Source organism: Enterobacter sp. SECR19-1250, assembly GCF_013391025.1.
GTDB classification, from domain to species: domain Bacteria; phylum Pseudomonadota; class Gammaproteobacteria; order Enterobacterales; family Enterobacteriaceae; genus Enterobacter; species Enterobacter cloacae.
This window is the reverse complement of record NZ_JACASJ010000083.1, coordinates 1-23312: the sequence shown is the minus strand read 5'-3', so window position 1 is coordinate 23312 and position 23312 is coordinate 1. Positions and strand designations below refer to the sequence as shown.

At 56.3% G+C, this 23312-nt stretch carries 29 protein-coding genes and 2 pseudogenes; 19 read left to right on the top strand and 12 right to left on the bottom strand.

Annotated features, from left to right (window positions below; translation table 11 throughout):
* The 9 genes and pseudogenes from HX884_RS19145 to HX884_RS19105 form a co-directional block, all read left to right on the top strand.
* Positions 1-446, top strand: a pseudogene (locus HX884_RS19145) (WYL domain-containing protein); the annotation flags it as partial.
* Positions 443-1057: a hypothetical protein gene (locus tag HX884_RS19140; RefSeq protein WP_178328625.1), complete on the top strand. Its 615-nt coding sequence runs from the start codon at positions 443-445 to the stop codon at positions 1055-1057. The pseudogene HX884_RS19145 and the gene HX884_RS19140, both read left to right, overlap by 4 nt.
* Positions 1058-1146: 89 nt before the next feature.
* Positions 1147-1557: a hypothetical protein gene (locus HX884_RS19135; protein WP_178328624.1), complete on the top strand. Its 411-nt coding sequence runs from the start codon at positions 1147-1149 to the stop codon at positions 1555-1557.
* A 77-nt stretch (positions 1558-1634) separates the two neighbouring features.
* The gene (locus HX884_RS19130; protein ID WP_178328623.1) at positions 1635-1874 is read left to right on the top strand and encodes a DUF905 domain-containing protein; all 240 of its coding nucleotides are present in this window, start codon (positions 1635-1637) and stop codon (positions 1872-1874) included.
* A 95-nt stretch (positions 1875-1969) separates the two neighbouring features.
* Positions 1970-2428 carry an antirestriction protein gene (locus HX884_RS19125; protein WP_178328622.1) on the top strand — a complete coding sequence of 153 codons (459 nt, stop codon included), beginning with the start codon at positions 1970-1972 and terminating at the stop codon, positions 2426-2428.
* 15 nt (positions 2429-2443) lie between these two features.
* On the top strand, positions 2444-2920 hold the full coding sequence (locus HX884_RS19120; RefSeq protein WP_045333998.1) for a RadC family protein: 477 nt from the start codon (positions 2444-2446) through the stop codon (positions 2918-2920).
* Positions 2921-2928: 8 nt separating this feature from the next.
* On the top strand, positions 2929-3150 hold the full coding sequence (locus HX884_RS19115) for a DUF987 domain-containing protein (protein ID WP_021520981.1): 222 nt from the start codon (positions 2929-2931) through the stop codon (positions 3148-3150).
* A gap of 18 nt (positions 3151-3168) precedes the next feature.
* Complete coding sequence (locus HX884_RS19110; protein ID WP_045333995.1) at positions 3169-3486, top strand: type IV toxin-antitoxin system YeeU family antitoxin; 318 nt, start codon at positions 3169-3171, stop codon at positions 3484-3486.
* A gap of 20 nt (positions 3487-3506) precedes the next feature.
* Complete coding sequence (locus HX884_RS19105; RefSeq protein ID WP_178328621.1) at positions 3507-3827, top strand: TA system toxin CbtA family protein; 321 nt, start codon at positions 3507-3509, stop codon at positions 3825-3827.
* Positions 3828-4126: 299 nt separating this feature from the next.
* Here the strand turns inward: HX884_RS19105 and HX884_RS19100 are convergent, their stop codons facing one another.
* The 5 genes from HX884_RS19100 to HX884_RS19080 all read right to left on the bottom strand — a co-directional run bounded on the left by HX884_RS19100 (position 4127) and on the right by HX884_RS19080 (position 9427).
* Positions 4127-4984, bottom strand: coding sequence for a DeoR/GlpR family DNA-binding transcription regulator (locus tag HX884_RS19100; RefSeq protein WP_178328620.1), 858 nt, complete (start codon positions 4982-4984; stop codon positions 4127-4129).
* A 130-nt stretch (positions 4985-5114) separates the two neighbouring features.
* On the bottom strand, positions 5115-6065 hold the full coding sequence (locus HX884_RS19095; RefSeq protein WP_001581454.1) for a D-ribose ABC transporter substrate-binding protein: 951 nt from the start codon (positions 6063-6065) through the stop codon (positions 5115-5117).
* Between the two features lie 88 nt (positions 6066-6153).
* Positions 6154-7215 (bottom strand): ABC transporter permease, encoded by a 1062-nt coding sequence (locus HX884_RS19090; protein ID WP_001581452.1) that lies wholly within the window; start codon positions 7213-7215, stop codon positions 6154-6156.
* A 23-nt stretch (positions 7216-7238) separates the two neighbouring features.
* Positions 7239-8777 carry a sugar ABC transporter ATP-binding protein gene (locus tag HX884_RS19085; protein WP_032637388.1) on the bottom strand — a complete coding sequence of 513 codons (1539 nt, stop codon included), beginning with the start codon at positions 8775-8777 and terminating at the stop codon, positions 7239-7241.
* The gene (locus tag HX884_RS19080) at positions 8774-9427 is read right to left on the bottom strand and encodes a DUF2291 family protein (RefSeq protein ID WP_001581450.1); all 654 of its coding nucleotides are present in this window, start codon (positions 9425-9427) and stop codon (positions 8774-8776) included. Before HX884_RS19080 ends, HX884_RS19085 begins: the two co-directional genes overlap by 4 nt.
* 432 nt (positions 9428-9859) lie before the next feature.
* Between HX884_RS19080 and HX884_RS19075 the strand changes: the two genes are divergently transcribed.
* Genes HX884_RS19075 through HX884_RS19055 form a run of 5 tightly spaced genes read left to right on the top strand, consistent with a single transcriptional unit; the run spans position 9860 to position 15351 of the window.
* Complete coding sequence (locus HX884_RS19075; RefSeq protein WP_032637392.1) at positions 9860-11425, top strand: FGGY-family carbohydrate kinase; 1566 nt, start codon at positions 9860-9862, stop codon at positions 11423-11425.
* Positions 11426-11445: 20 nt separating this feature from the next.
* Positions 11446-12969: a glycerol-3-phosphate dehydrogenase gene (locus tag HX884_RS19070; RefSeq protein WP_178328619.1), complete on the top strand. Its 1524-nt coding sequence runs from the start codon at positions 11446-11448 to the stop codon at positions 12967-12969.
* 10 nt (positions 12970-12979) lie between these two features.
* Complete coding sequence (locus HX884_RS19065) at positions 12980-13912, top strand: sugar phosphate isomerase/epimerase (protein WP_032637396.1); 933 nt, start codon at positions 12980-12982, stop codon at positions 13910-13912.
* 35 nt (positions 13913-13947) lie between these two features.
* Positions 13948-14391, top strand: a complete 444-nt coding sequence (locus tag HX884_RS19060; protein WP_001581446.1) for a 6,7-dimethyl-8-ribityllumazine synthase — start codon at positions 13948-13950, stop codon at positions 14389-14391.
* A gap of 3 nt (positions 14392-14394) precedes the next feature.
* Positions 14395-15351, top strand: a complete 957-nt coding sequence (locus tag HX884_RS19055; protein ID WP_178328618.1) for a sugar-binding transcriptional regulator — start codon at positions 14395-14397, stop codon at positions 15349-15351.
* Here the strand turns inward: HX884_RS19055 and HX884_RS19050 are convergent.
* Together HX884_RS19050 and HX884_RS19045 are read right to left on the bottom strand one after the other, a co-directional pair.
* A complete protein-coding gene (locus HX884_RS19050; RefSeq protein WP_032637401.1) occupies positions 15334-16296 on the bottom strand; it encodes a sugar-binding transcriptional regulator in 963 nt (320 codons plus the stop codon). The genes HX884_RS19055 and HX884_RS19050 overlap by 18 nt on opposite strands.
* A 59-nt stretch (positions 16297-16355) precedes the next feature.
* Positions 16356-17126 carry a triose-phosphate isomerase family protein gene (locus tag HX884_RS19045; protein WP_178328617.1) on the bottom strand — a complete coding sequence of 257 codons (771 nt, stop codon included), beginning with the start codon at positions 17124-17126 and terminating at the stop codon, positions 16356-16358.
* Between the two features lie 255 nt (positions 17127-17381).
* On the opposite strand from HX884_RS19045, the gene rpiB reads away from it, so the two are divergent.
* Both rpiB and tal read left to right on the top strand, forming a co-directional pair.
* Positions 17382-17849, top strand: a complete 468-nt coding sequence (gene rpiB / locus HX884_RS19040) for a ribose 5-phosphate isomerase B (RefSeq protein WP_032637404.1) — start codon at positions 17382-17384, stop codon at positions 17847-17849.
* Positions 17850-17865: 16 nt separating this feature from the next.
* Positions 17866-18840, top strand: a complete 975-nt coding sequence (gene tal / locus HX884_RS19035; RefSeq protein ID WP_032637406.1) for a transaldolase — start codon at positions 17866-17868, stop codon at positions 18838-18840.
* 133 nt (positions 18841-18973) lie between these two features.
* Here the strand turns inward: tal and HX884_RS19030 are convergent, their stop codons facing one another.
* Positions 18974-19468, bottom strand: coding sequence for a branched-chain amino acid transport system II carrier protein (locus HX884_RS19030; RefSeq protein WP_231313016.1), 495 nt, complete (start codon positions 19466-19468; stop codon positions 18974-18976).
* Between the two features lie 16 nt (positions 19469-19484).
* On the opposite strand from HX884_RS19030, the pseudogene HX884_RS19025 reads away from it, so the two are divergent.
* The 3 genes and pseudogenes from HX884_RS19025 to HX884_RS19015 form a co-directional block, all read left to right on the top strand.
* Positions 19485-19706, top strand: a pseudogene (locus tag HX884_RS19025) (DUF932 domain-containing protein); the annotation flags it as partial.
* Positions 19707-19907: 201 nt separating this feature from the next.
* Entirely contained in the window at positions 19908-20609 is a 702-nt protein-coding gene (locus HX884_RS19020) for a WYL domain-containing protein (RefSeq protein ID WP_001581438.1), read from the top strand.
* Positions 20610-20950: 341 nt separating this feature from the next.
* The gene (locus HX884_RS19015; protein WP_178328616.1) at positions 20951-21310 is read left to right on the top strand and encodes a hypothetical protein; all 360 of its coding nucleotides are present in this window, start codon (positions 20951-20953) and stop codon (positions 21308-21310) included.
* Here HX884_RS19015 and HX884_RS19010 read toward each other — a convergent pair.
* The 4 genes from HX884_RS19010 to HX884_RS27290 form a co-directional block, all read right to left on the bottom strand.
* Complete coding sequence (locus tag HX884_RS19010; protein ID WP_001678051.1) at positions 21303-21845, bottom strand: plasmid pRiA4b ORF-3 family protein; 543 nt, start codon at positions 21843-21845, stop codon at positions 21303-21305. The genes HX884_RS19015 and HX884_RS19010 overlap by 8 nt on opposite strands.
* A 43-nt stretch (positions 21846-21888) precedes the next feature.
* Positions 21889-22323, bottom strand: a complete 435-nt coding sequence (locus tag HX884_RS19005; protein WP_032283080.1) for a hypothetical protein — start codon at positions 22321-22323, stop codon at positions 21889-21891.
* Positions 22324-22325: 2 nt separating this feature from the next.
* A complete protein-coding gene (locus tag HX884_RS19000) occupies positions 22326-22781 on the bottom strand; it encodes a Panacea domain-containing protein (RefSeq protein ID WP_001371753.1) in 456 nt (151 codons plus the stop codon).
* A 321-nt stretch (positions 22782-23102) separates the two neighbouring features.
* A complete protein-coding gene (locus tag HX884_RS27290) occupies positions 23103-23288 on the bottom strand; it encodes a hypothetical protein (protein WP_001371755.1) in 186 nt (61 codons plus the stop codon).
* Positions 23289-23312: the final 24 nt, after the last annotated feature.

Here is a 23312-nt window from a genome sequence, read left to right as displayed (position 1 = left end):
CGCTCCGGATGAATATGATGATCTCATATCAGGAACTTGTTCGCACCTTCCCTAGTGAATCTCCCTGCCTTATCTGGCACAGCGCTACCTCCCGGGCACTGGCACGGCCTGAAGTGTTTACAAGACTGGTTCGCGCTATCACTGAACACCGTCGGGTGACACTGCTGGCAGAAGGCGGTCATTACTCCGGGCTGGCTCCTTACCGCCTGGTGTGCAGCGATGGCTGCTGGTATCTGACCGGTGAGATCGGGGGGCATATAACGGTTTTCCCGCTGGGCGATATTCACACGGTAACCTTCCACCCGGCACTGTTCGTGCCGGATGCACGGGTGCGTAACCTGCTGTCACATCCCGGTTTTCTTCGGGTATTACCCCACTTTCAGACTTTCCACTCACTGCTCGTTGTCAGTGACGACGGGTTTTCACCTCAAAAGGAACAGATATGAAATTACTTACTACCACGGCGCTGGCGCTCTGTCTGTGCGCGGGTACCGTTTTGCCAGTAGCCGCTGAAAATGTCGTAGGGACGGTTAAGGCCTGGCAATACATGCAGGCTGACGGCTGGAAATCAGCCGATGGTCTGGACAATCACACCCTCAGCAATGCGCTCTACGGTGCCAGAGTCATTGATAATTACCCCTGGACCCGGCAGTTTCTGCTGCGGATGGGATACAACGGAGGCTATTTTGTCGCTGACAAAAACACCAAAACGGTACGCAAACTTACACTCAAAACGGCCAGTGGTTCCCCCGCCGATTTGACATCCGTGTACCAGGGCGAGGGTAAGGCGTGTGGGTTCACTCTGATTGATACCCAGGCCTCGCTGCTGGACGAGGCGCAACAGAGATCGGGGGGTACAGATAATCCGACAGAAGCGTTGAATCATGCCCGGTCTACCTACACACCGAAAGCCCTGCTGGTCGTGCCTGATAATTGCGTCAATCCAAAACAACAGGCCGCGCTGGCGGCTAAGCGTTCTCAAAAAGACCGCGAACTGCAGCAGTGGGTGGCGAAGCAGAGCATGGCTGAACTGTGTCGCCGTACCGGTAACTGCTGAGAGTCTGGTTACAGGCGTTTTAAATCACACCAGATGCCTGGCAAATATATCGGATGTAATACGACACCCATTAATTCAGGAAGAATGCCATGTTAAGAATTATCACCTCAACCATACCCGCTCTCATTCTGTCACTCGCCACCTTCAGTACCGGTGCCGCGCAACTTCCAGCTAGCCTGATGGACAAAGACAATCCCGGCGAGGAGTACTGGTGCCAAGGGAACGACATCAACACTTCCATGTGCTCGCTGACCGGTGTCAGCGACGACCATAAGTTTGCCCTGATTCAGGACCTGCCGGGCCCGGCCTGTGAAGATTTAAGCTTCGGGGTTATCGACCTGGTGCGCCAGACCGGCGTCAATATTCCTTACGATGGTGGTGACTGTAAGGGCGATGTGCAGGCCGGGTTTATGCGTGGCCCGAAAGATAATGCTCTGTATGTGAAGATTGTCCGGGGCAGTAAAACCCTGCGGCTGTATAAGGTACAAACCGGTTACTGACAATCCCCCCACACCTGCATACTCCCACAGCCCCTGACGCAGACGCGTCAGGGGCTTTTGCTTTTAAGGTACACCGAATGCCTGAATCTCAATTACTGCCGTCGGATTCATTCACTCGCCAGCAGGCCGAAGCTGTTACCCGCCGGTATCACAACATCGCCATTGAAGACGACCAGGGCAGTCACTTCCGTCTGATAGTTCGCGACCCCGAAGGCCGGATGGTCTGGCGGGCGTGGAACTTTGAACCGGATGCCGGTACGGCCCTCAACCGGTATATAGGGCAGGATGGCATTTGCAGAGCATTATCCACCGACTGACTGCAGTCATTTACCGGCATACATTTCAGCCCCTGATTACCCCATCTCATACGCCAGCCATCGCCGCTGGCGTTTTTTATTGACGGAGAAACCCTATGACAACACAGACACAGTACGAGTTAGTTCCCGCTAACGAACCACAGTTCACCCTCAGTGCCACGCTAGTACCCGACGAACAGCGTCTCGATTTCTGGCCGCTGTACTTTGGCGCTATCCCGCAATGGATAACGCTGGAACCCCGTATTTTCGCCTGGATGGAGCGCTTTTGTGATGAGTACAGCGGTGGTATCTGGTCCTTTTACACCCTCAGCAATGGCGGCGCGTTTATGGCCCCTGAGTCTGACAGTGATGAGACATGGCATCTGTTTAACGGCATGAACGGCAATGGTGCGCAAATGAGTGCAGACGCTGCCGGTATCGCTGTCTGCCTGATTGAATACAGCCACCATGCCTGCCGTACAGAGTGTGACGCAATGACCGCACACTATTACCGTCTGCGGGACTACGCCCTGCAGCATCCAGAAGCCCACGCCATTTTGCGCATCATTGACTGACCAGAGGAACAACGAATGAAACAGCTTTCCTTTTTACCCGGCGAGATAACGCCACAGGACCGGCGTCTCATCCAGCGGGCACTCAGGGTTCTGGACAGACATCTGCATGAGCCCGGGGTGGTGTTCACCTCCACACATGCTGTCCGTGAATGGCTGCGACTGCATATGGCCGCGCTTGAGCGGGAAGAGTTCCGGGTGTTGTATCTGGATAACCAGAACCAGCTTATCGCCCATGAGACGCTCTTTAGCGGCACGATTAACCGCACCGAGGTCCATCCCCGGGAAGTGGTCAAACGTGCTCTGTACTTCAACGCGGCGGCGGTGATACTGGCGCATAACCATCCTTCCGGAGAGACGACGCCCAGCCAGGCTGACAAAACCCTCACGCAGCGACTGGTTCAGGTACTTCAGTTGGTGGATATCCGTGTCCCTGACCACCTGATTGTCGGCGGCAGGCAAATCTATTCGTTCGCAGAACACGGTCTGCTGTGAGGTATTACATGGAAATTATTAGTAAACGCCAGGCAATGACGATATACCGCCAGCATCCTGAGTCCCGAATCTTTCGCTACTGCACCGGCAAATACCTGTGGCATGGCAGCGTCTGTCATTACACCGGCAGGGACGTTCCGGATATCACTGGAGTCCTGGCGGTATACGCCGAACGCCGCCAGGACCGCAAAGGGCCTTATACCTGCCTGATGAGTATTACCCTGAACTGACAATAAAGGAGGTTATAAATGAGGAACATCACATGGGGGCTGCAGCGGGATATCACGCCACGCCTGGGAGCCCGTCTGGTGCAGGAGGGGAACCGGCTGCATTATCTGGCTGACCGGGCCAGCATCACCGGTAAATTCAGTGACGTCGAATGCCGTAAGCTGGATGAAACATTCCCGCACTTTATCAGCCAGATGGAGTCGATGCTAACCACCGATGAACTGAATCCCCGCCATGCCCACTGCGTCACCCTGTACCACAATGGTTTCACCTGCGAAGCCGACACCCTTGGCAGTTGCGGCTACATATACATCACCGTTTATCCTACTCAACGATAACTAATTTCACGAGAGCAAACATGAAAACTCTACCTGCAACGACTTTGTGGGCGGCTAAACCATGCCCGTCACCAGTGATCGTATGGCAAATGCTTCTTTCACGCCTGCTGGATCAGCACTATGGCCTGACACTGAACGACACGCCATTCAGTGATGAAACTGTGATTAAGGAACATATCGATGCCGGTATCTCTTTAGCCGATGCCGTTAATTTTCTGGTGGAAAAATACGAACTGGTTCGCATCGATCGTAAGGGGTTTAGCTGGCAAGAACAGTCGCATTTTATTACTGCTGTAGACATTCTAAAAGCCAGACGGGCTATGAGGGAAATGAGAATTTAAGTAGTGTCAGTTTTCTTCCCACACCCCATCTCTTTACTGGGCAAAAAAGGTAAAAATATTTTTAGGCACCACATTAGGCACCATCACAAAGTTGAATTAGAATTTGGATCATATAATTCAGATAATTACAGAACCAATTCAGACTCCGCCAGCCCTTTGTTGATGGTCACCAGAGCCTGATACGAAGTCCTGAAAGCCCGCACGGCGCAAGCCCTGCGGGCTTTTTTGTACCTTCAATTTGACCTGGGAGGCTGAGGCCCCCCCCCTCAATCCGGCTCGTTTAGGACTGGCGTAAAACCTCAGCGCTCCCCCGCTTTTCCCTTCATATCCGCCACCACCACATTCCCCCCCATATCCATAATTTGACGCAGCGTCGGTACCGGAATTCCCCGGTCAACAATCACCGCATCAAACTCGTTCAGGTGGGCAAAATGGTAGAGCGCCCGGCGCGCAAATTTAGTGTGATCCATCATCAGGATGCGCTGCTTCGCCGAATCAAACATCGCCCGCTTGGTCTCTATGGTCTCCGCCGACTGGTGGAAAACGATCCCATCCATCACCGCCGACATACTGACAAAAAAGACGTCGGCGCGCAGTCCGGCGATTTCCTGACGCGTGGAGTGGCCCATAAACGCGTTGCACCAGTTGTAGTACTGGCCACCCAGGCCGAGCAGGGTAATATCGCGAATATTGCGTAGCTCGTTCATCAACGTGAGTGAATTGGTGATTACCGTCAGCGGCGCTCTGGCGGGCAGAAAGCGCGCTATCTGAAAGACAGTGGTGGAATCATCCAGGAAGATGGCCTGCCCCGGCTCTAGGTAACCTGCCGCCACTTCGGCAATCGCCTGCTTCTCTTCAAGCTGACGGGTAGCGCGGTAAATGTCACTGGATTCCACAAGGCTCGTGGCCGTCGCCGAGACCACGCCGCGAGATTTATGCAATAGCCCGCGCTCCACCAACTCGTCAATATCCCGGTGGGCAGTCATCAGGCTGATATCAAAACGCTCGGTAATGTCCTCAATACGGATTGCACCTTCCGCCATTACCGCTTCAACAATCAGCTGACGGCGCGCCAGTTGACGAGCCTGACGACTGTCGCTGGGAAGGGTATCCGCCATAAACAGATTCAGAGAGGGGTCCTGCGGTGTTTGCGCCATAATCCGTCCATTAAAGAGAGGAATGAGTTCCGATCTTTGTTAATTACACCGTGTTAGCCATAGTTTAGCAACACAGTGTTTAATCCCGGGGTCGGCGTAAACGCCTCGCCCGGGCTACTCTCTTGCGAACTTAGTCTGCAAGCATAAATGGAGAGGTAATTTTCGCCGCGTTTTCTTTGGTGATTAACACGCAGTCAAACAGCTGTTTCTCTGACGACGCGCCGGTTTTGCCGGTCTTAAGGAAGGTGTCCGCCTGCTCAACCGCTTTAGCGGCAAAGGTCGCCACCGGCTGCATCACGGTATAGGCCAGCGTCCCCTCTTTCACTGCATCCACCGCATCCGGGGAGCCGTCGAAGCCGCCAACGGTCACCTGTTTCAGCTTACCCGCCTCTTTCAGCGCCGCAATCGCACCCAGCGCCATCTCATCGTTACCGCTGATCACCCCTTTCACATTCGGGTTAGCCTGCAACAGAGACTGCATCTTGTTATAGCCCTGGGTACGGTCCCAGTTAGCCACTTCACTACCTGTCTTTTTCAGATCCGGGTACTGGCTCAGCACCGTCTCAAAACCGTTGGCGCGGGTGGCGGCGTTATTATCAGACGGTGGCCCCTTCAGCTCAACGTAGTCGCCCGCATCACCCACCTGCTGCACCCATTGCTGTGCGCCAAGCGCCGCGCCCTGGGCGTTGTTGGAAACCAGCTGCGCCTTCGCCAGGCCGCTCTGGTTCAGCTCGGCGTTGATAATAAACACCGGGATATTCGCCGCGATGGCCTTTTTCACCGAGCCAACCGAACCGTCGGCGTTCGCCGGGTCGAGAATAATGGCCTTTGATTTATTGGTGATCGCGGTATCAATCAGCTGGCTTTCGGTATTGGTGTCGCCCTTATGCGCACTCACCTTCGCCGTATAGCCGAGTTTCTCAGCCGTTTTCTGCGCCACCTGGCCTTCCGTCAACCAGTAGGGGTTAGAGGGATCGTTGACGATGATGGTCATCAGCCCGTCAGCCCAGGTTGGTGTGGCGATAGCGGTAAGTGCCACCGTGGCAGCGGCCAGGATAAAACGCTTGCTGTTAAGGTACATAGGTTGTTGCTCCGTTATTTTAGGGGTACAGGTTACGGATTAACGTTGGAACGGAGACGACCTGGCTTCCGCCCAAACAGGGAATAGATTAACGTCGACTCCGTCCGTACTGCAGAGTGTTAAGCAGTACGGCAAGCACGATGACCGCCCCGGTAAAGACGGTCTGCCAGTAAGCAGAAACGCCAATGATCACCAGGCCATCAGAGAGAAAACCGATAACGAACGCGCCCAGCAACGTACCGCGCACGTTGCCGCGCCCACCGGTCAGCGCCGCGCCGCCAATCACCACTGCGGCAATCGCCGTCAGTTCGTAGGTGGTGCCCGCCGTGGGGCCCGCGGAGGTCAGCTGGGATGAGAGCACCAGTCCCGCCATCGCCGCACAGATCCCGGAGAGCACATAGACGCTGATTTTGACGCGCTTCACCGGCACGCCGGAGAGCTCAGCCGCCCGCTCATTCCCGCCGGAGGCATACAGCCAGCGGCCAAAGGCGGTGCGGCTCAACAGATAGCCGCAAATCAGCGCGGTAACGCCCAGAATCAGCACCCCGACCGGGACATTGAAAATGCGGTTGAAGCCCAGCCAGTCAAAACCGGTATTGCCTAGGGCGTCGCTGCCGGAAAGCTTGTTGTAGGTCAGGCCGTTGGTCATCAGCAGCGCGATACCGCGCGCGACATACAGCGAGCCAAGCGTGGCCACAAAGGCAGGAACCCGGCACCAGGCAATCAGCACTCCGTTGACCAGCCCCACCAGCGCACCCACCGCCAGCGTCAGAATCGCCACCGCCCAGACCGGCAGATAGAGCACCACGCCCAGCGCTTCCAGATTGATGCCCTGCATCATGTAGCCGGCGCACACCCCGGCAAGCCCGAGGGTTGAACCCACGGAAAGATCGATGCCGCCGTTAAGGATAACCAGCAGCATACCAATAGCCGGTAGGCCAAAGATCGCCACGTGCGAGGCCATCGTCAGGAAGTTCGCGCCGCTGAAGTAGTTCGGCGACATCAGTGAGAACACCGCGATAATCACCAGCAGGGCAAAGAACGCACGCCCCTCAAGCAGAATACGCGCCAGGCTCATGCTCTTAGTGGTGCCAGTACGACTTTTTACGGCCCGGGCTGGCACGGCCAGCTGCTGAGTTCTGTCAGTCATGGTTTTCGCTCCCATTTTCATCGTTATGCCACCAGGGACTCGCCGGAGGCCGCCATGATGCGTTCTTTGGATACAGAAGAGTCAAACACCGCCGAAATGCGGCCTTTGCTCATCACCACAATACGGTGCGCGATGCTCAGGCACTCCCCCACTTCCGAGGTGGAGTAGATCACCGCCAGCCCCTGCCGGGCGTTCTCTGCCAGCAGGCGGAATACTTCAGCCTTAGCGCCGATATCAATGCCGCGGCTCGGCTCATCCAGCAAAATCACCTTCGGATGCGTCGCAAGCATTTTGCCGATCACCACCTTTTGCTGATTGCCGCCGGAGAGCGAACCGATGGCCGCCTCGCCGCCCGCAGTTTTCACCGTCACGTTACGAATGCTCTCGGTAATCAGCGCCTTTTCCTTGCGGGTGGAAAGCATCAGCCCGCGCACGAAGCGCCCGATGCTGGCGAGGGTCAGGTTTTCACCTACGGTCATGGTTTGCACCAGCCCGTCCCGCTGACGGTCTTCCGGCACCAGCGCCAGGCCGCTGGCAATACGCTCAGCAATGCTCAAACCCGAGACGTCGCTCTCTTCAATATGAATCTCCCCGGACGACTGGCGCAGCCGACCCGCCACACACTCCATTAGTTCAGTACGACCCGCGCCCATCAAACCGTAAATGCAGACGATCTCCCCGGCGCGGACGTCCAGCGACAGGTTATCCACCAGCCGGATACCGGCTTTCCCCTTCACCGTCAGCGATTTCACCGACAGCGCGGTATCACCAAAGTCGTAACCCGACGGCGGCGCGCCGAGGTCAAAGCTTTCCCCCACCATGTTGCGGACAATCCAGTCGAGGTCGATTTCATCGCGGCGGGCGTAGGCGGTCATCACGCCGTCGCGCAGCACCACCGCGCGGTCGGTAATTTCCAGCGCCTCTTCCAGATGGTGGGAGATGTAAACGATAGCTACCCCCTGGCTGGTCAGGTCGCGGATCACCTGGAACAACACCTCTACCTCTGCCGCACTCAGCGCAGAGGTCGGTTCATCCATGATCAGGATCTGCGAATTCACCGACAGCGCACGGGCGATCTCGACGATCTGCTGCTGCCCGAGGCGCAGGTTCTCCACCGGGGTCAGCGGATCGATATCCTCTTCCAGCGACTTCATCAGGTGGCGGGTTACTCGCGTCTCTTCGGCAAAATCGACACCGCTGGAGGTCATGATTTCACGGCCAATAAAGATGTTGTCGCGCACGTTCATGTTCGGCGCGAGGTTCAATTCCTGGTGGATTATCGAGATCCCCTGGTTGCGGGCATCGGTAGCGGAGTTGAACACCTTCACCTCGCCATTCAGCAGGATCTCGCCGCTGCTCGGGGTGATCACACCGGAAAGGATCTTCATCAGGGTCGATTTACCCGCCCCGTTTTCACCAAACAGCGTGGTGACTTCGCCACGGCGAATATCAAAGTTCACCCCCTTCAGCGCATGGGTTGAGCCATACACCTTGCTGACGTTTTTCGCCGACAGGATTATTTCTCCGCGGGTCAACGCTGAATGAAATTCACGCTGCTTCATTTGACCTCCAGGCTGACCGGGGTCACCAGCCAGTTATTAGGGGTGAGTAAGCGGAATACCCCCACGCCTTCGACAAGCTTGCCGGACAGGGCGGTACGGTCGAGCTTGTCGAGCAACGAGGCCTTCAGCGCCTGGTTAATCGCCGAACCCGCGTTCTGATACTCAATCTGGTTGGTGAAGTCACCGAACTGGATCTTGCCGGTCACGTCGCGCAGCTCGGTGCCGGTGAGGACCGGGCCGGTCTGCAGCCGCGCCTTCATCCCTTCCGGCAGACCTTCCACGTGAAGCGCAAAGATGCCCGATTTCCCCTCACCCACCGTGCCGGAGAAGCGAACCGGCAATACCGGCAGCGTGGTGCCGGTGGCGTACTTCTTCACCGCCTCCTGCTGGTTGACCTTCAGCGCGTTGGCAAGCTCAACAGCCTCCACCGCATGAGATTCGACGTAGCTTTTAATCCCTGGGAAGGTTTTCTCACCGTAGGTGCTGGCGGAGAACCCCTGCTCCTGTGCATCCTGCCCGGAACCGATTTTGACCACCTTGGTATCAATGGCCATGGCCGCCACCACTGCCGCTGCGGCCAGGCCACACAGCAGATAACGCCTCATACGGCGGCGGGAATGTAGGGTAGAGAGTGCGGAAACACCGGACATAATGTTGACCTCACAGACAGTTAGCACCGACGCTTTATTGCGTCTTGATGTTATAAATACGATAACTATATGTGATGAGAATTGTTCCTTTGTTGCACTAATGTCAATTTAGTCTTTGGGATTTTGTGTAGAACGCGATCTGGATCTAACATTTCTATACCATAACAATCACACCACAACCCCGCGCCAGAAAACCCCCTTCACGCCACCCATCCTGCGAACCAGGCGACAAAATCGTGATCGTCTTCGCTTTCCGGAATGAAATTTATTCCATTTAAAGAAAAATAATACAGCCACTATGTTAACTATGTGATAGATGATGTATGACTGTATTTATCAAAACACTTACATCCAATTAACATTTCGGTGATGGGGTTATGAACACATTCACTCTTCTCACGCGAGGCCCACACCCGGCCAACGGAGGCACCCATGGATAACCGCGATATTATTCTCGGTCTGGACTCAGGCACTTCCGTGGTCAAAGCGGTGGCGTTCGATCTGGAAGGCCAGCAGCTCGGATGTGCATCGGCGCGCAACCGCTACTCTCGCAGCGAGGGCCACGGCGCGGCGCTGCAGTCAATGAGCCAGACCTGGCAGGATGCCGTTGCCGCTATTCGTAAGCTCGCCGAGCGCGTCGATAATCTTGCCGCCCGTGTGGTGGCGATTGCTGTCACCGCCCAGGGCGACGGCACCTGGCTGGTCGGGGCCGGGAACCGCCCGGTCTCTGATGCCTGGATCTGGCTCGACGCGCGCGCGGCTCGCACCGTCGAATCGCTCTCCCGCTCGCCCCTGTCGCGGATGCGCTTTGAAGCGACGGGTACCGGTCTGAACACCTGCCAGCAGAGCGCACAGATGGCGCACATGGATCGCTATCACCCGGAATTGCTCAACGGCAGCGAAGTTGCCCTGCACTGCAAAGACTGGCTGTACCTGAATCTGACCGGCGTGCGCGCGACCGACCCTTCGGAAGCCAGCTTTACCTTTGGCAACTTCCGCACCCGGCGCTATGACGACAACGTCATTGCCGCCCTGGGGCTGGAGCACCGCCGCCACCTGCTGCCTGACATCGTCGACGGCGTCGAAACCACGCATCCCCTCACCGCTGAAGCGGCCGCACTGACCGGGCTGAGAGCCGGCACCCCGGTCAGTCTGGGCTACGTCGACATGGTCATGACCGCGCTGGGTGCCGGTGTCCACACCGGCGAGGCCAATACCGCCTGTTCGGTGGTGGGCTCTACGGGTGTGCATCTGCGCGCCGTCCCTACGGAAAGCGTCTGGCTGAACGATGAGCAGACCGGGTACGTCATCCCCCTGCCGTGGCCAGGCTACGTCACCCAGGTGCAGACCAACATGGCCTCGACGCTCAACCTCGACTGGCTGCTGCATGTCGCCAGCGACCTGTTGAACAGCTTCGGCTGCGAGGTCGATCATGCCCGACTGGTGCAGCACATCGACCGCTGGCTCAGCGAGGCCAAACCCGGCGCGCTGCTCTATCACCCCTATATCTCCGAAGCGGGCGAACGCGGGCCGTTCGTCAACGCCGAAGCCCGCGCCAGCTTTGTTGGCCTGAGCTACCGTCATGGCTTTGGCGACATGGTGCGCGCCGTTATTGAAGGGATCGGCTTTGCCGCCCGCGACTGCTATCAGGCGATGGGTGGGGCGATGCCCGCCGAGCTTCGCCTCACCGGCGGAGCCATTCGTTCGCCACAGCTGCGGCAGATCCTCTCTGCCTGCGTCGACGTACCGGTACGCAGCAACAGCCGCGAGGAGACCGGTGCCGCAGGGGCCGCAATGATGGCGGCCGTCGCCATTGGGGCTTATCCGTCAATGGCCCGCTGTGTGGAAACCTGGGTCAAGCCGTTACTGGATACGCCGGAAGCGCCGCCGCCTGAACTCGTCGCGCGCTACCAGCATCTCTTTGGCACTTACCAGCATCTTCGCAGCGAGCTACCTTCCGTGTGGCACACCTTACACCAGCCTGATGCAGGCCTTTAATTGGGTTAATGGAGTCTGTCATGAGCAAAAAAATCGTGGATCTGTTTATTATCGGCGGCGGCATTAATGGCGCGGGGATCGCTCGCGATGCGACCGGACGCGGTCTGTCGGTGATGATGTGTGAAAAAGACGACCTCGCCGAGGGGACCTCCTCCCGTTCCGGGAAACTGGTACATGGCGGGTTACGCTATCTCGAGTATTACGAGTTTCGCCTGGTGCGCGAGGCGCTGATTGAGCGTGAAATCCTGCTCAACGCCGCGCCGCATATCATCTGGCCGATACGCTTCGTGCTGCCGCATAACCCGAGCGATCGCCCGGTGTGGTTTATTCGCCTGGGGCTGTTCCTCTATGACCACCTTGGCGGGCGCAAAAAACTGCCTGGCACCCGTACGCTGGATCTGCTGCGTGATCCGGAAGGCGCGCCGATCCTCGATAGCTTCCATAAAGGCTTTGAGTACTCAGACTGCTGGGTTGACGATGCGCGCCTGGTCACCCTGAATGCCGTGGACGCCGCCGAGCGCGGCGCCACCATTCTGACCCGCACCCGCTGCGTGGCCGCCGAGCGTAAAGCCGGTGCCTGGGAAATTACCCTGCAAAATACGCAGACCGGCGAACAGCACCGGGTACGGGCAAAAGCGCTGGTGAATGCCTCCGGCCCGTGGGTGCTGGACATCATCAATGATGTGACCCGCTCCCACAGCAAACGCAGCGTGCGCCTGGTAAAAGGCTCACACCTGATCGTGCCAAAATTCTGGGAGGGTCAGCAGGCCTACCTGATGCAAAACCACGACAAGCGCGTGATTTTTATCAACCCGTACGAAGGCGATAAAGCGCTTATCGGCACCACGGATATTCCGTGGGAAGGCGATGCCGACTCCGTCGAGGCGGACGACCGCGAGCAACAATATCTGATTGATGCGGTTAACCGCTACTTCAAAGTGAAGCTGACCGCCGCTGACGTGATTACCCGTTTCTCCGGCGTTCGCCCACTGTTTGACGATGGCAAAGGCAACCCGTCGGCGGTCACGCGGGATTACGTGTTTGAGCTGGATGATCAGCAGCAACTTCCGCTGCTGCACGTCTTTGGCGGTAAAATCACCACCTTCCGTAAGCTTGCCGAACACGCGTTACAAAAACTCGGACCGTTCTTCCCGCAAATGGGCGCAGACTGGACGCGCAGCGCCCCGCTGCCTGGTGGTGAAATTCCCGGGGCCGACTTTGAGTCCTATCTGCAAACCCTGAAAGAGCAGTATGCCTGGCTGCCCGCGCCGCTGCGCAAACACTACGCCCGGCTGTACGGCGCGCGTCTGCCCCAGGTGCTGGGGGGCGCGAAGCAGGTGGCCGATTTGGGTCGTCATTTTGGCGGCCTGCTGTATGAAGTCGAAGTGCGCTATCTGGTTGAAAAAGAGTGGGCCCAGCAGCCGGAAGACGTACTCTGGCGTCGCACCAAGCATCGCCTGCACCTGAGCGATGCCCAGCAACAGGCGTTCAGCGACTGGTTCACCGACACCTTCACCGTTCAGCCGTGCGCCCAGGCCAGCTAAGGAGACGACGATGGCACTCACCCTTTCGCTCAATACCAATCCGCTGGTGAATCGCTTTGCCGAACCTGAGGAGCTGATTCAGACCATCGCCCAGCGCATTCGCATCCGCGACGTGCAGCTTACGCATGAGTTTATCAATCCGGGCTGGCCGGCAGCGACCATCAACCAGATGACCCGACGAATGAAAAAAGCGCTGCAGGAGACCGGGGTGCGCGTAACCTCCGGGATGACCGGCCCGTACGGTCGCCTTAACCACTTTGGTCATCCGGACGCCAGCGTGCGCCGCTACTATATCGACTGGTTTAAAACCTTTGCCGATATCACCGCCGAACTGGGTGGTGATTCGGTGGGCTCGCAGTTCGCCATTTTTACCCTGCGAGATTATCAGGATCTCGCCCGCCGCGACGCGCTGATAGCTATCGCCATTGAGTGCTGGGCGGAGGTGGCCGAGCACGCGAAGTCAGCCGGGCTGAAGTATCTGTTCTGGGAGCCGATGAGCGTCGGGCGTGAGTTTGGCGAAACCATTCCCGCCTGTCTGGCGCTGCAAAAACGGCTTAGCGCTGAGCCGATGGCGCTGCCGATGTGGATGATGGCAGATATTGACCATGGCGATGTCACCTCCGCCGATCCGCGGGATTATGACCCCTACGCATGGGCCGAAGCGGTGCCCCGCTACTCGCCGATTATTCATATAAAACAGAGCATGGCGGACAAAGGCGGACATCGGCCATTTACATTATCGTATAATACCCACGGTCGGATCCAGCCGGAACCGCTGCTGAGCGCCTTCGCGCGCGGCGGTGCAGAGAACAATGAAATCTGTCTGGAGCTGAGCTTTAAAGAGCGCGAGCCGACCGACAGCCAGGCCGTTGCCGGTATCGCTGAGAGCGTCGCCTTCTGGGCACCGCATATCGACACCGGCGTGCAGGACCTGAACATTTAACGTTGCTGGCTCGGGCCAGATCACAGGAGTGAGATATGTCTTCATTAAAGGTCGCCTTTATTAAAGCCAACTGGCACAGCGATATCGTGTCGCAGGCGCTGGTCGGTTTTCAGCAGGAAATGGAGAGCCAGCACGTCAGCTGCGATGTGCAAAGCTTGGACGTGCCCGGTGCGTTTGAGATGCCCCTGCTGGCCCAGCGTCTGGCAAAAAGTGGCCGCTATGATGCCATCGTCTGCGCCGCGCTGGTGGTTGACGGCGGCATCTACCGCCATGATTTTGTTGCCCAGGCGGTGGTCAGCGGTCTGATGCAGGCCCAACTTGCCACTGAGGTACCGATGTACTCCATTTCGTTGACGCCGCACCACTTCCAGCCGACGGCAGAGCACATTGGTTTCTATACCGATCACTTCGTGAAAAAAGGCCAGGAGGCTGCCCGGGCGGTGGTGCAAATCCATAGCTTGCAGATGCCAAAAGATTAACGCATGAAAAAACCTCTCGTTCCCGACAGCGAGGAGTCGCTCGGCCTGCGTGCCGCCTGGCTCCACTACGTAGGCGGCCTGACCCAGGCCGCCGTCGCCAAACGTCTTGGCCTGCCCTCCGTGAAAACCCACCGCCTGATTGCCCGCGCCGTGGCGGAAGGGGCAGTAAAAGTCACCATCGATGGCGATATTGTTGCCTGCGTGGAGCTGGAGTCGCGCCTCTGCGCGCGCTTCGGCCTGAATTTTTGCCGCGTCACCCCGGACCTTGCCGAAGAGGGACTGCCGTTGCGCGCGCTGGGCCTCGCCGGAGCGGAGTACCTGCGCAACCTGTTGAGCAATAATCCGGCTATCACCATCGGCATTGGCCACGGCCGCACGCTTTCCGCCGCCATCCATCAGCTTCCGCACTTTGACGCCTCCCATGCCCGCTTTGTTTCGCTGCTGGGCTGTCTGACACGCAACTACGCGCTGAATCCGCACGATGTCATGCACCGTATTGCCGAAAAAACCGGGGCGCAGGCCTATATGATGCCGGTGCCTTTCTTTGCCAATACCGTGGAAGACCGCGAAGTCCTGCTCTCCCAACGCGGCGTAAGCGAAGTGTTCAGCATGGCGGCGGGCAGTACGGTAAAACTGGTGGGCATCGGCACCGTCGAACCGGCGGCGCAACTGGTGGAAGCCGGGCTGATCGCGGTGCAGGAGATTAACGATATATCCGCCGCAGGGGCGATAGGCGAGATGCTGGGTTACTTCTTCGACGCACGCGGGCAGCGCATCACCAACAGCCTGACGGCGAGAACCCTGGCGGTATCCCTTGACGCGCGTCGTCGGGAAAATATCGTCGCCCTGGTGGGCGGTCAGAGTAAAGTGGCGGCCACAAAGGCGGCGCTGGCAAGCGGCCTGCTCAGCGGATTAATTACCGACGAGCAAACCGCGCAGACCCTACTGGCTGAGGCTTAATACCGTACGAATGTTTCGGGCGCTGGTGGCGATAATATCAATCGCCCCGGTACGCAGCGCGCCCATAATCGCCATCGCCTTGGTGTTCTCCGAGGCAATCGCAATGACGCAGGGGATCTGCCGTAGCTCATCAATGCTCAGACCAATCACCCGGTTATCCATCACCGTATTCACATGCTCACCGCGGGCGTTGAAGAAGTCATAGCCCGCAATGTCGCCAATCACGCCCTGATGCAGACCAGCATTGCTGATCTCCTGCGGGGTAAACCAGCCCAGCTTCACCATGTAGCTGTCTTCATTCATATCGCCAATGCCCACCAGCGCAATATCCGCTTTCCGCGCCCGGTCGAGGGTATCTTTGATGGTGCCGTTTTGCAGCAGCAGATCCTTCAGCTGCGGGTTTTCTACATAGGCTGGCGCGTATAACGACTCGCTGCTGCCACCAAACTTGCGGGCCAGCAGACGGCTAATATGGTCGGCGTTTATCACGTCCCCAGGGCGATGTGTACCGCCAATGCCGCAGATAAAGCGGCAGTCACGCGGTGAGATCGCACCCGAGTTTTCGGCCACCGCCGCCACGTTGCGCCCCTGCCCAACCGCCAGCGTCACGTTATCTTTCAGCACGTTATTGAGATAGCTTGAGACCAGCGAGGCCACCTGACGACGCTGCTCACCCTCATCGGCGTAGTCAAGGGCGATAAGCGCCCGGCTGACGGGGAAACGTTCGGTCAGTTGCTTTTCCAGTTGGGTGCTGAAGATAGGGTGGTAGCGCACGTTGATTTCAACGATCCCTTCCTCCTTCGCACGCTTCAGCAGCCGCCCGACCTTGATGCGGGAAAAACCAAACTTATTCGCAATCTCCTCCTGCGTCACTTCATCACAATAGTAAGCAACCGCGATTTCGGTAAGTAACTCGTACTCCTGCGACACAGTGGATTTATCCATGCGACGTGATTCTCCAGGGCTATAGGGTGAGGGCCGGTCAGTATATCAGAAACACATTTTTAACCACGCGCGGGCGTTGTCAGAGCGAGCGCTTCATCCAGAATAGCGGCCACCGCCTGCGGCTGATGGGAAAAACGGCCAAGGAAAATACCGTCGGCATCCGGCCACAGTCGCGTGAGCAGACCCGGCCCGGCGCTGCCGCCGTAGATAACCCGGCACTGCTGGCCAAAGCGCTGATGCAGAGCATCGCGCAGCGTGCGGCAGACCTGGCGAATAAAGTCGTCGCTGGCGGGCTCCGCCGCGCCGATGGCCCACTGCGGTTCCCAGGCAAAAATCAGCGACGGCAGCGGCAGGGGGCGGTGTGCCAGCAACGCCTGCGCCTGCTCCAGTGCGAAGGCCGCCGCGTCGCTAGCGCTCATCCGCTGCTCTTCGCCAATACAGATAACCGGCGTCAGCCCGTTGGCGAAGGCCATGTCAATTTTGCGATTAATCACCGCTACCGTTTCACCAAAGTGACGACGGCGCTCGGCGTGGCCGATTTCCACGTACCGGCAGCCCATCTCCTGTAGCAGACTGGCGCTGGTTTCCCCGGTCCATGCCCCAGCAGGCGCTTCGCAGACGTTCTGCGCCCCGGTGGCCATACGGGTATCGGCAAAGGCGCGCAGCGCGACAGGAAGGGTGGGCATCGCGGGGAAAGTAAACAGCTCAACCGGCGCACTGGCCAGCGCGGGCTGACGGAGCGCTGTCGCCACCGCCTTGCACCACTGCTGCGTTTGCTGATAGCCAAAGTAGGCCTTATGGCTAATACCGACAATCACATTTCCATTCATATTTCCCCCGATTGACCAGCATGTTTTCGACCGCCCTGCGGCCATCAAATGAACACTATCAGTTCAATAGTACAAAACAAATGCACCCCCGATGAAACTGTGACCCTTCTCATAATTTCGGTAACAGCCGTGCATTTCACCCACCTGGACCTTTTTTATTCGTCTGCACCAGGCTAATAATAAATAAACATAAGAACACTTAGTGAACTTTAGTACAACACCACAACGCTATGCACTCATCTGCGAGGAAAAACCATGTTAAAAGTTGCTATCGGAGCCGATGACGCGGCTACCACCCTGAAAAATCAGGTGAAAACTTATCTGCAGGAAAAAGGGATCGAGGTCGTGGATTTCAGCCACGACGTTGCCGGCAACGATCAAATGTACCCGGACATCGCCTTTAACCTCGCCTCGTCTATTCGCGAGGGGCAATTTGAACGCGGGATCCTGCTGTGCGGCACCGGGATCGGAATGGCGATCGTCGCCAATAAAGTACCGGGGATCCGCGCCGCCCAGTGCCATGATGTCTACTCCGCCTCCCGCGCCCGTAAGAGCAACAACGCGCAGATCATGACCCTCGGTGCCCGCGTTATCGGCAACGAGCTGGCATTAACCATCGTTGACAGCTGGCTGGATGCAGAATTTGAAGCGGGCCGTTCGGCGTCAAAAGTTGAGCGTATCGCCTACTACGAAAACAAGGTTCACACCCACAACGCACAGTGATAAGGGGTTTGCCGCGATGACTCTGTTAGAGAAGCTTAAAGCAGTGACAACGGTGGTGGCGGATAGCGGTGACATGAACGCTATCCGCGAGTATCACCCTGAAGATGCCACCACCAATCCGTCGTTGATTTTGAAGGCAGCGGCGCAGCCGATCTACCAGCCGCTGATCGAGCAGGCCGTCGCGCTGGCCCGCCAGCAGGGCGGCTCGCAGGAAACGCAGTTGATCAACGCCAGCGATCATCTGGCGGTGAACATCGGCGTGGCGCTGCTAAGCCAGGTTCCCGGTAAGATCTCCACCGAGGTGGATGCCCGTCTCTCCTACGACCGGGGGCTATGCGTGTCGAAAGCGCGCAAGCTTATTCGCCTGTACGAGCATCAGGGTGTTGACCGTTCCCGCGTGCTGATTAAGCTTGCCTCTACCTGGCAGGGCATCAAGGCGGCGGAAGAACTGGAGCGCGAGGGGATCCACTGTAACCTGACGCTGCTCTTCTCCTTCGCTCAGGCCCGCGCCTGCGCCGAAGCGGGCGTGTGGCTAATATCCCCGTTTGTCGGGCGTATTTACGACTGGTATCGCGACCGCAATCTGCTGGCCAGCGACGCTCCCCAGGATGACCCGGGTGTCGTCTCAGTCCGTCGGATCTTTGACTATTACAAGCAGCACCGTTACCCGACGGTCATTATGGGGGCCAGCTTCCGTAAGGTGGAGCAGGTGCTGGCACTGGCAGGCTGCGACCGTTTAACCATTTCCCCGGCGCTGCTCGACGAACTGGCAACGCGCGATGGCGAGCTGCCAACTATGCTGAAGCCGCCGGTGATTGCCAACGAAGCCCCTTCACCGCTCTCGGAGTCGGAGTTTAACTGGCTACATAATCAGGATCCTATGGCGGTGGACAAGCTCGCAGAAGGTATTCGCCTGTTTGCCCAGGATCAGGAGAAGCTGGAGGGGCTGCTGAAGGCGGCGTTTGCCAGAGAGGCGGTTGGGCAGGTGTAACAGTTTTGTCGCCTCGCCCTTCTTCAGGCGTTGGGGAGATGACGGAAGCCCGCACGGCATGAGCCCTGCGGGCTTTTTTGTCTCCTTACTCTACTCAGCCGTTCCTGTCAGACATTCCCGCCGTTATCCCCTTTCAGCTTTTCGCGAACAGGCTAAACACGCCAAGCACTAAAGCACTGTAGAAAATCACCCCGTATACGTTGTCGGAGATTGAAACCCACTTGCGGACAATACCCAGCAGCACCACCACTAACGCCGCGGGATAGATGGCACAGAGGACCGGCACCGCGAACGCAATAAGGGAGTTTAATCCCAGCACGGATATCGCCGCCGAGGCGATAAGGGTACTGGCCACCAGCATGCCGTAGGATAAACCCGTCGCATGGCTAAAATAGCGCGCGGTACCTGTGGTTAGCCCAATCGATGTCACCAGACACGCCAGGGTAATAATTACCGCCAGCAGGTTCCGGCCATATGCGCCAAATACTGTCGCCACATAATGGCTGATGATCTCAAGCCCGTTTGTCGCTGCGGCCACAGGACTATGCGCCCCCATCGACAGATAGCTAATATAAATAAGTATTAATCCCGCTGCGGCAATCCCTGCTGCTGCCGCGGAATATTTCAATATCCCGCGTTGATCTTTAACACCACGCCGCTGGCAGGATGAGAGCAATGATCTGTGGACCACATACCAGCGTATTCAGGAGAACCTGATTAAGGGCGGGCTCAGTGGACGGAGTGCGAAAGGCGGACGAACGCATACCCGTGCCGTGCGCGGTATCGACGGTGATGTGAAGCTTAACCGGGCTCTATGGGTGATGGCGGAAGCGATGCTCTCCGGATTTGAGGCAAACGGATGTTAACTCCGGCTTTATGCGGACACCTCCTGTCCGTTCGCTGATTGATTTCCAGGCAGTTTTTCCTCAAAAAGACTATGAAGCCGCATTCTGATTGCATTCATCCTGCAGAAAAAATACCGCTTCCGCTGTCCGTATCCTGTCCGGCCCTCTCGTTACACTAATCACTTAATTTTCAGTCCATTAACAGGATGGGGAACGCCTCTCATGTCTCAGTCTGAGCGCCGCCATGAGCGCCTTGCGGTCCGCCTGTCGCTGATTATCAGCCGTCTTGTGGCGGGTGAAACGCTGGCCATACAGACACTGGCCGCCGAATTTGGCGTGTCAGTGCGCACATTGCGTCGGGATTTTCGCGAGCGTCTGGCCTATCTCGACCTGGAGTTCCGTAACGGGCAATGTCGTCTGCTATCCGGCAGCCGTCAGAGGGAGCTGACGGTGCAGACCTTCGTCCGTCAGTCCGGTGTGGAGGCGCTTTTTCCGGAGATAGACAACCAGCTGGTCAACTCACTATTGAGTGCCAGCGAATCTCCCTGCCTTATCTGGCACAGCACCAACGCCAGAACACAGGCACGGAGTGAAGTTTTTACGCGACTGATTCGCGCCATCACTGAACACCGTCGGGTTACGTTACTGGCAGAAGGTCATCGTTGCACAGGTCTGGCCCCCTATCGACTGGTGTGCAGCGATGGCTGCTGGTACCTGACCGGTGAACATGAAGGACATATATCGGTTTTCACGCTGGGTGATATTCATACGGTCACATTCAATCCTGCGCTTTTTGTCCCAGAGACACAGCTACGTAATCTGTTGTCACACCCCGATTTTCTTCGGGTTTTACCTCACTTTCAGACTTTCCATTCACTTCTCGTTGTCGGTGACAACGGTTTAGCATGCAACAAAACCAGCTAACTCGAAAAAAATGGCAGAGCATCACTGTAGATAAACGTTGGCGAAAATTACTTACACATGCAGTTACACGCAAAAAATCATGATGTAAACAAAGAGGGAGCCTTTACATAACTTATTGATTTAGATGGTGCGATAATAGGAACAACACATATAGGTTATAACCTTTGTTTTTGTTGGTTTTTTATTGTTCAGTTTTTATAGATACCCCCAAAAGTACCCCCATATCTTTTTCCGCCCCTGAAATTTGATTGTTATTCATATAGCATATCAGGCGGTAACGCTCTCCCTTTAACCCACTTATTGTATGATAGTGCTATCCCACAATAAGGAATCAGCCAGCCATGAGAATGACCAGCCGTAAAAAAGAGATACTCAGTTATTTTGAGCCGGATAGCCTAGAATGGGTGACAGGTGAGATTGGTGCGCCGCCGTTCGATGTGTCGGGCGTGGCCTACCTGCTTCATGGCATGGTGTCGTTCGATAAGCGCCACCAGCTCGAATCAACCCGGCGCACACTGGAAAGCATGGTTGCTGGTGGACTGCTTGAGCGGGTGACAGTGTATGAATCGCGTCAGGTACGGCGCGGCGGTGAGACTAACGCAACGGTCGTGCGCTACGGTTTACCCGGTCACTGCGCTGTTATGCGCGATACTGGCGGCGCTGATAACGCAATATCAGGCGAATACATGCGGGTCAGTTAAGAGCCTGCAATCTGTCGTTAATGTTGTTCAGGTCGTAAACCCGGCGTTCAATATCCAGCATCAGGAAATCGTGGATCTCGGCCTGTTCAGGATTATCAGACTCTCTGGCCTGTAAGAGCAATTCATTGTAACCATGCAAACCACCCGAATTTTCCGCCGGGGTAGTGCCCTTCCCGCGCAAACAGCTAACAGGCTGGATACTGGTATCATGTGTTTGCTTCTCCAGCACAACAAGGCAATCCCACCAGTCGCCAAAGTCATACGTGTAAACCAGCTTGTCACCCTCATTCTGGAGCGCCGCCCATAGTGGCGTGATTGCCGCGTTACCCATGCTTTCATCCTCACCCCATACGCGATACTCGCTACCTGGATCACCTTTACGCCCTTTCTCGAACATATACAGGTGTTCGTCATTCCAGCCAAAAGCTAACTGGATCACGGCATGAAGTTTACTAAAGGGGATTTGCTCTGGAACCAGCACACGCCGCCATATTGGTGGTTTGCTGTCTCGGATGGTTATCTTTATCTGGTACATGCGTCGTGAACCAATAGTGTACGTTTAGGTGGGTATTTTGCTGCTACTGACCAGGATAGAGCTGATGTGCCGGGTCAAGCCAGACAATATGGAATACATTACCGATGAAAAATCCATGTATGCGACCATATTCATTGCGCGATATGGCAAATTGATAAGGTGTATAACTCTGAAACTGTTCATTCAAATGCTGAAATCCCTTAGGTTCAGATGTAGTTTGCCAATCAATCGGATGTGACTTCAACGAACCACCGCGATCGGTGGTGAACTCTCGTTCAGTCATAGTGGAAAGGTCTTTGAGGCGGTCTAACACCTTGCAAAAATAAACAGGATTCTGAGCGCTGAAAGTAAATTTCTCATGCGCCGCATCGATATACCGAAAAGAAAAGTTGATGGTCGTTATGCCTGAACCTGTTCCCCCAGGCACTATTTTTGTTTGCGAGGGTGCAATCTTCGACGCCCTGATTCTTTTCGCCATATTTAGGAAGCCATCGAACGATAAAACTCAGCCGTTACACTTTTATCAATAACATTCTTGCACGGCGCATCTGATGGAACCCCTTCACGGGCCTCCAGCCACGGCTTTTCTTGGTGCGTCATCTGCTCCAGCTCATAAGCTGTATAACCGCCAAATACCTCATAGATTTCCTTTAGATGCTTTGACACATTCGCAGGTAACTCAGGGCAGGCAATCTCTTCGTCTATTGAGCGCCATTTGTAATCTGCAAATCTGGTATACAAATCTCTGGCTACAGGGCCATGTACCCATGCTTCAAACTTGTCAGCAACCAGTTCTTCGCCATCATTCAGCGCCATGAACCAAGCATCAGCATAGAACACCATTTTTTGCAGTTTCAGCGGCGTCATAACATCCCCATGCTCTTGAGCAAAGCAAAGCAGGTAATCCGCTACGCTGTTAAGGGTTGTAACTGCCATTATCCAATCTCCTGCCGTATGTTTTCGTCTATAACTGTCCACTACCGTTAATAATCGCATATAACCACGGGTATTGCCCATCGTAAAATGCCATTTAAAGATTCTGCGTGATGGCTCACCATCCACCGCGCAAGATACCCGGTGCGTTTGGCTGATAATCCGCAATTTGGTTGAAACCGTCCTGGAAACCTCAAGTTTGGAAACCAGCGACTTGCATCGTAGCTTTGCCATTCGGCGGTCATAGTTACTGCTATATCCCTTTATTGGCGAGACCTGCGAGAGGTTTTGTTGTTCGAATATATAAAGGTGAATAAAGGTAATCTACCTGCGCGGCGCAGGCTTCTTCCACTGGTAGGCGGGTGATCGCATCATTTCGCGAAATTTGTCACGCCGGGCTATATTGGCATTAACTGAGCGTTCTATCTCCCGTTGATCTGCCGGGGTTAGCTGGTGGCCTTCGTGCTCCAGTTTGGCGGTGGTCAATAAAGCTATTTCGCGTGGTGTCATACGTCATACCCTCTGGAAGGATGA

Excerpts from the sequence above, each read along its gene's own strand:
- HX884_RS27290 (WP_001371755.1), bottom strand. The coding sequence starts at position 23,288 with ATGACACCACGCGAAATAGCTTTATTGACCACCGCCAAACTGGAGCAC.
- HX884_RS19140 (WP_178328625.1), top strand. The coding sequence starts at position 443 with ATGAAATTACTTACTACCACGGCGCTGGCGCTCTGTCTGTGCGCGGGT.
- HX884_RS19130 (WP_178328623.1), top strand. The coding sequence starts at position 1,635 with ATGCCTGAATCTCAATTACTGCCGTCGGATTCATTCACTCGCCAGCAG.
- HX884_RS19135 (WP_178328624.1), top strand. The coding sequence starts at position 1,147 with ATGTTAAGAATTATCACCTCAACCATACCCGCTCTCATTCTGTCACTC.
- HX884_RS19045 (WP_178328617.1), bottom strand. The coding sequence starts at position 17,126 with ATGAATGGAAATGTGATTGTCGGTATTAGCCATAAGGCCTACTTTGGC.
- HX884_RS19110 (WP_045333995.1), top strand. The coding sequence starts at position 3,169 with ATGAGGAACATCACATGGGGGCTGCAGCGGGATATCACGCCACGCCTG.
- HX884_RS19070 (WP_178328619.1), top strand. The coding sequence starts at position 11,446 with ATGAGCAAAAAAATCGTGGATCTGTTTATTATCGGCGGCGGCATTAAT.
- HX884_RS19020 (WP_001581438.1), top strand. The coding sequence starts at position 19,908 with ATGTCTCAGTCTGAGCGCCGCCATGAGCGCCTTGCGGTCCGCCTGTCG.
- HX884_RS19060 (WP_001581446.1), top strand. The coding sequence starts at position 13,948 with ATGTCTTCATTAAAGGTCGCCTTTATTAAAGCCAACTGGCACAGCGAT.
- rpiB (WP_032637404.1), top strand. The coding sequence starts at position 17,382 with ATGTTAAAAGTTGCTATCGGAGCCGATGACGCGGCTACCACCCTGAAA.
- HX884_RS19090 (WP_001581452.1), bottom strand. The coding sequence starts at position 7,215 with ATGACTGACAGAACTCAGCAGCTGGCCGTGCCAGCCCGGGCCGTAAAA.
- HX884_RS19105 (WP_178328621.1), top strand. The coding sequence starts at position 3,507 with ATGAAAACTCTACCTGCAACGACTTTGTGGGCGGCTAAACCATGCCCG.
- HX884_RS19085 (WP_032637388.1), bottom strand. The coding sequence starts at position 8,777 with ATGAAGCAGCGTGAATTTCATTCAGCGTTGACCCGCGGAGAAATAATC.
- HX884_RS19115 (WP_021520981.1), top strand. The coding sequence starts at position 2,929 with ATGGAAATTATTAGTAAACGCCAGGCAATGACGATATACCGCCAGCAT.
- HX884_RS19125 (WP_178328622.1), top strand. The coding sequence starts at position 1,970 with ATGACAACACAGACACAGTACGAGTTAGTTCCCGCTAACGAACCACAG.
- HX884_RS19010 (WP_001678051.1), bottom strand. The coding sequence starts at position 21,845 with ATGTACCAGATAAAGATAACCATCCGAGACAGCAAACCACCAATATGG.
- HX884_RS19050 (WP_032637401.1), bottom strand. The coding sequence starts at position 16,296 with ATGGATAAATCCACTGTGTCGCAGGAGTACGAGTTACTTACCGAAATC.
- HX884_RS19080 (WP_001581450.1), bottom strand. The coding sequence starts at position 9,427 with ATGTCCGGTGTTTCCGCACTCTCTACCCTACATTCCCGCCGCCGTATG.
- HX884_RS19005 (WP_032283080.1), bottom strand. The coding sequence starts at position 22,323 with ATGGCGAAAAGAATCAGGGCGTCGAAGATTGCACCCTCGCAAACAAAA.
- HX884_RS19000 (WP_001371753.1), bottom strand. The coding sequence starts at position 22,781 with ATGGCAGTTACAACCCTTAACAGCGTAGCGGATTACCTGCTTTGCTTT.
- HX884_RS19075 (WP_032637392.1), top strand. The coding sequence starts at position 9,860 with ATGGATAACCGCGATATTATTCTCGGTCTGGACTCAGGCACTTCCGTG.
- HX884_RS19015 (WP_178328616.1), top strand. The coding sequence starts at position 20,951 with ATGAGAATGACCAGCCGTAAAAAAGAGATACTCAGTTATTTTGAGCCG.
- HX884_RS19120 (WP_045333998.1), top strand. The coding sequence starts at position 2,444 with ATGAAACAGCTTTCCTTTTTACCCGGCGAGATAACGCCACAGGACCGG.
- HX884_RS19055 (WP_178328618.1), top strand. The coding sequence starts at position 14,395 with ATGAAAAAACCTCTCGTTCCCGACAGCGAGGAGTCGCTCGGCCTGCGT.
- HX884_RS19095 (WP_001581454.1), bottom strand. The coding sequence starts at position 6,065 with ATGTACCTTAACAGCAAGCGTTTTATCCTGGCCGCTGCCACGGTGGCA.
- HX884_RS19065 (WP_032637396.1), top strand. The coding sequence starts at position 12,980 with ATGGCACTCACCCTTTCGCTCAATACCAATCCGCTGGTGAATCGCTTT.
- HX884_RS19100 (WP_178328620.1), bottom strand. The coding sequence starts at position 4,984 with ATGGCGCAAACACCGCAGGACCCCTCTCTGAATCTGTTTATGGCGGAT.
- tal (WP_032637406.1), top strand. The coding sequence starts at position 17,866 with ATGACTCTGTTAGAGAAGCTTAAAGCAGTGACAACGGTGGTGGCGGAT.